Below are 4841 nucleotides of genomic sequence, written 5' to 3'. Positions count from 1 at the left end.
CCATATTAGGAAGAGCTGGTAAATAAAGGTCGGTTGTTAAAGGAGGAAACGCGCTGATCATCACCAAAAAGATCAACGTACCCGTATTGCCGAGTATGGGTTGTTTGTTTTTCATTACATCACCAAATAACGGACCTGACGCTACAGGTCAACATTATGAAATATCAAAACATCCATGTCTTTGAGGGCTCAAACACTCTATTTAGCGTTTAAAGCGATCTGAGATAAAAATTGATTTGAAATTAAAAAGGAGCTTGTGGTTAAAAAGAGCTGAGCATCTAAAAGTTAGTCGGTTGACCCACTTCAAGCGTAATAAACTCAGAAGCTGGAACTTGAGCTGCCTTCTTCGCAACGTCAAGCAACTCAACAGGTTCCAGGCGAGGCTCCGCCGTCATTTGAAATGTCCCATAATGCATACCAATCGACTGTTTTGAATTAAGATCTTGATGAGCTTGCACTGCCTCAAAGGGGTCAAGGTGTACTGGCTTGAAGATTTCTCTTGGTGCATACGCGCCAATAGGAATAAAGGCAATATCGACAGGTCCAAACTTCTCATAAGCGTATTTGTAGTGATTGGCATAACCGCTATCGCCACCAAAATAGATTTTTTGGTCGCCAATATGCATTAAAAACCCTCCCCATAGCGTTGAGTTTCTATCGAAGGGAGTACGACCTGAATTATGTTGAACTTCTAAAAACCAAAGCTTAAAGATGTCATTAACCTGAACACTCTCTCCCCAATCTAGCTCGGTGGTGTTAGCGCTTGAAGGGAGACGTTTCGCCACTCCAAGCCCCACATAGATTTTCGGGTTATCTCGTTTAATGAGGAACGCCAAAGAGTCCAAATCCAAATGGTCATAATGATCATGGCTTATCACCACCACATCAATTGATGGTAAGTTGGCTAACGCGATCCCTGGTTGGTGCACCCTTTTGGGACCAGCGAAAGAAATCGGACTCGCTCTTTCTGAAAACACAGGATCGGTCAGTACATTCACTCCTTGGGTTTGAATTAAAAAGGTCGCATGATTTACCAACGTAATACGAACTTTATCTCCTAGCTCCCTAGCAGCAGGCATTTTATCCTCATTCGTTTCAACAGTGTCTGGCCAATTCGCTTGTTCAACGTCAGAAGTTAAGCCAGCCCAGACAATCTGCCAAAACGTCAGTGTTTTGATATCGGTATTATTTTCAAACTGACCATTTTTGAAATTAGGTGACGCTTTTCTGGTGTCCATCTTGCTCTCTGCACAGGCGTTAATTAAAAGGGTGAGGCTCACTATCCAAAGAAATTTCATTTCTATTTTCCTGTTGGCTTAACTTCGCACGCTTGCAGGTAAGGAGCGGTAATCGATTCAAGTTGGTCCCACAGCTTACTAGAACCAGATGTATCGCAACCAGGATCACTCTCCGGTAAATCAACCAAACCAAATACATTGTGCCAATAGCTTCCTCTTGGAAGATCTTGTGTCGCACCAATCAAAGAGGAGTGGGAACCTTGCTCTTCCGACACCAGTTGTTTAGTACGAAGCCATGCTAGAAACCCTTTCTTACTTCCAGCGAAGCCACTGGCAACCACACCGGGATGAACCGCAATTGGGTGGATATTTGGGTAACGCTTTGATAACTCGCGTACTTGCCATAAATTCCCCAGCTTGCTTCGTGAATAAGTGCTGGATGTGCCGTCAAAAGGAATATCAGCCGAACACTCATTTTCCATAATGTAAATATCTCCACTAGTCATAACCAGACGAGCATCGTCAACCAACATTTTTTTCTGCATAAGAAGCCGATAAAGAATGTGATGACCTAAAACATTGACTGAAAACGTTTTTTCATAACCGGAAGGCGATATTTCAGCCTTTTTAGACACTAGCCCCGCGTTACAAATGACCATGTCGAATGGCGTATCCCCTAGTTGTTTTACAGCAGTGACAATACTCTTAGGATCCGCAAGATCCATATAGATTGACTCGGCATGAAGAATGTCATCCGTCGCATCCGATAAGCCTCTCGCTAACGACGTCACCGTCGCACCTTGAGCAAGTAAAGAACGAGTAATGAACTCGCCAATACCAGCGGTTCCCCCCGTTACAAGTACCCTTTTCCCATCAAGCCTTTGCAACTCAGGACATGAATGATGTTTTCTTTTCTGTCCAATAATGGCCGATAACACTCGGCGATGCCTACCCTTCGGGGGAGGACTTGCAATAAAACTTAGCGACATAGTGATGCTCCGGAAGGCTCAATAATAATAAATGACAATTTACAATAAATGTCATTTATTATATTGTCAACGCACCAATTTGATTTAAGAGCACAATAACTTTTGTGCAAAACGGCAATACTTTTGTATTAAACGACGACCTCGTTTGACTGAGTAGGCGGTAATCGATAGCATCAGACTAATACTGTCGTTATCGAAAGTTCTTATTTTCAAAGCCTTAAATAAGGGTTTAGACACAATTTATTGGTAGTGAATAATGCTTACTAAAGAAAAAATATTAGATGCATCTGAAATCGTTTTACGTAAGTTCGGTCCTAGAAAAACGACCGTTGTTGACGTAGCTCGAGCCCTTGATGTGAGTCACGGAACGGTATACCGACACTTTGCAACTAAAGCAGAACTGCATGAAGCCATAACATTAAGATGGCTGGATCGTGTCACCGCACCATTAACTGAGATCACAAATAGACCGGAAAGCGCATCACTAAGGCTTCGAGAGTGGTTTGAGGCGTTAACGGCCATTAAAAGAAGAATTTTTATTGGTGAGCCTGAGTTGTTTGAATCATATTCATCACTAACACAACAAACACCCGAGCACGTAAAATCAAAACACATCAATCATCTGTTGCAGCAAGTTGAGTCGATTTTGAATGATGGCGTTAGAGAAGGTGTCTTTGAAATTAAGGATTGTACTATCACTGCACGCTGCTTCTTTTTTGGTACCGTGCGTTACCACCACCCACTTCATTCACCAGAATGGAAGAGCGACACCATTGAACAAGAATTTACACAGCTTTTTTCTTTGTTAGAAAAAGCCATCTATAAACACTGATTCCTAATCGTTTTTTGAAATAGCCGATTAGATGGGAGAGGATGATTATGAAGCGTACACTGTTTCTATGTGGGTTAATGGCTAGCCAATTACTATCGCTGAATCTCGCATTCGCCTCTCCTCAACAAGAGATTGACCATCTGCTTACCTTTGTTGAATCAACGCAGTGCAAATATGAGCGAAATGGTACAATCCACACCGGGCCAGAAGCGGCCGCACATATAAAAAAGAAAGCTGATTATTACGCCGACGAGATTGAGTCTGCTGAAGATTTCATCGCGTATTCAGCAACAAAAAGTATGTTGAGTGGGCGCCATTACCAAGTTCACTGTGAAGGCAAAACATCGGTTAGTAGTGAAGTTTGGCTAAAATCCGAACTTGATGACTTTCGGTCTCGCTAACTTTTTAGCTTACTTACTCTCTAATGTTCAGCCCTGCTAACTTACTGCCCTGCTAAATAGTAAACAACAAAGTGCCAAACAAAAAAAGAGCCCCTAAGCTGGAGCTCTTTTCGTTTTTTGATACTTCCTGTATCCATAGACAAGTCCAATCTGTAGTACTTTCACTGAAAGCCAGATCATCGATATCTCCAGTTGTGTATCAACTTAAATGTAACACAATCTCCAGGCTTTTCTAAAACACAACAGAGATAATGAGTTTAGTCCCACTCCATCTCACCACTCAGCACTTGTTCGATGTCATCAAGATGGAAGGAATCTCGACATTAACGATACTGATGTGGAATAAGTATTATTAATTTTACTTATGCAGAACTAAATTCTATCTTGGCTGCATGATCCAACACCATAAACAAACGCGATTACGCAGGGAAAAAGACGATGACCGCCATTACCGATTTGAACATTCTGCTAAAGTCCATGTCACCGGAGCTCATTGAAGGTGATTATGTTTTTTGTACTGTAGACGGGGGATTGGGAGATTATGTTCAACTCGAACCAATCGCGACCTTTCGTGAAAAGGAAAGTTTAACACTGGTTCTTGAAGAAGGCGTTGCGACCAAAGCTCAGTTAGACTTCGACGGTGTATTTAGCCTGATAACTTTATCGGTCCACTCGAGTCTTGAAGCGGTTGGATTAACAGCCGCTTTTGCCACCAAGCTAGGTTCATACGGCATTAGCGCCAACGTAATTGCTGGTTATTACCATGACCATATCTTCGTTCAGAAAGAGAAAGCAGAAGCTGCAATGAGTGCGCTGAAAGAGTTTTCAGAAACTGATTAATAAATAATTTGATTACTCACAAATACAAAAAAAGCGACGTAATTTACGTCGCTTTGACTTATTGCTTAACAATCACGCACTGATCAGGCATCAGTGAGTGACACAGTTAAGCAAGCTTAAAAGTCGCCACTTTGTCGCTTAAACCAGCGGCTTGACTCTTAAGTTCGTTCGACTCAGTTAAGCTATCCTGCGCGCCCACAACTAAGTGGTCGGTAACATCTTTAATGGTCGTAATGTTCTGAGTAATTTCACCCGTCACGTGCGTTTGCTCTTCTGCTGCGGTAGCAATTTGAGTCGCCATATCACTAATCAAAGCCACCGCTGTGTTGATCTCTTCTAGCGCATGTGAAGCTCGGTCGGCATCTTCGACGGAATGTATTGCCAGTTTCGAGCTGCTCTCCATAAGATCAACCGCTTGAGCCGTTGTGCGTTGTAAAACATCAATCGTTGACTTTATCTCTTCTGTTGAAGAGTGAGTTCGTTGAGAAAGCACACGTACTTCATCTGCTACTACAGCAAAACCACGACCTTGTTCACCAGC

6 protein-coding genes are annotated in these 4841 nt (G+C 42.5%); 3 read left to right on the top strand and 3 right to left on the bottom strand.

Annotation, left to right across the window (positions count from 1 at the left end; genetic code table 11):
- Nucleotides 1-278: 278 nt before the first annotated feature.
- Both AB4496_RS21950 and AB4496_RS21945 read right to left on the bottom strand, forming a co-directional pair.
- On the bottom strand, nt 279-1298 hold the full coding sequence (locus AB4496_RS21950; RefSeq protein WP_102258549.1) for an MBL fold metallo-hydrolase: 1020 nt from the start codon (nt 1296-1298) through the stop codon (nt 279-281).
- Between the two features lie 2 nt (nt 1299-1300).
- Nucleotides 1301-2227: an SDR family NAD(P)-dependent oxidoreductase gene (locus AB4496_RS21945; RefSeq protein WP_102258550.1), complete on the bottom strand. Its 927-nt coding sequence runs from the start codon at nt 2225-2227 to the stop codon at nt 1301-1303.
- 256 nt (nt 2228-2483) lie between these two features.
- Here AB4496_RS21945 and AB4496_RS21940 point away from each other — a divergent pair, with 256 nt between their 5' ends.
- The 3 genes from AB4496_RS21940 to AB4496_RS21930 all read left to right on the top strand — a co-directional run bounded on the left by AB4496_RS21940 (nt 2484) and on the right by AB4496_RS21930 (nt 4300).
- Complete coding sequence (locus AB4496_RS21940) at nt 2484-3059, top strand: TetR family transcriptional regulator (protein ID WP_102258551.1); 576 nt, start codon at nt 2484-2486, stop codon at nt 3057-3059.
- A gap of 47 nt (nt 3060-3106) precedes the next feature.
- A complete protein-coding gene (locus tag AB4496_RS21935; RefSeq protein ID WP_240797204.1) occupies nt 3107-3460 on the top strand; it encodes a DUF5329 family protein in 354 nt (117 codons plus the stop codon).
- A 438-nt stretch (nt 3461-3898) separates the two neighbouring features.
- Nucleotides 3899-4300 (top strand): ACT domain-containing protein, encoded by a 402-nt coding sequence (locus AB4496_RS21930; protein WP_102258552.1) that lies wholly within the window; start codon nt 3899-3901, stop codon nt 4298-4300.
- A gap of 106 nt (nt 4301-4406) precedes the next feature.
- Here AB4496_RS21930 and AB4496_RS21925 read toward each other — a convergent pair.
- A partial coding sequence (locus AB4496_RS21925; protein WP_372131962.1) for a methyl-accepting chemotaxis protein occupies nt 4407-4841 on the bottom strand: 435 nt, incomplete at its 5' end.

The sequence above is a fragment of the Vibrio sp. 10N.222.46.A1 genome, from assembly GCF_041473595.1.
Taxonomy (GTDB): Bacteria; Pseudomonadota; Gammaproteobacteria; order Enterobacterales; family Vibrionaceae; genus Vibrio; species Vibrio tasmaniensis_A.
This window is presented reverse-complemented; position numbering and strand designations above follow the sequence as displayed.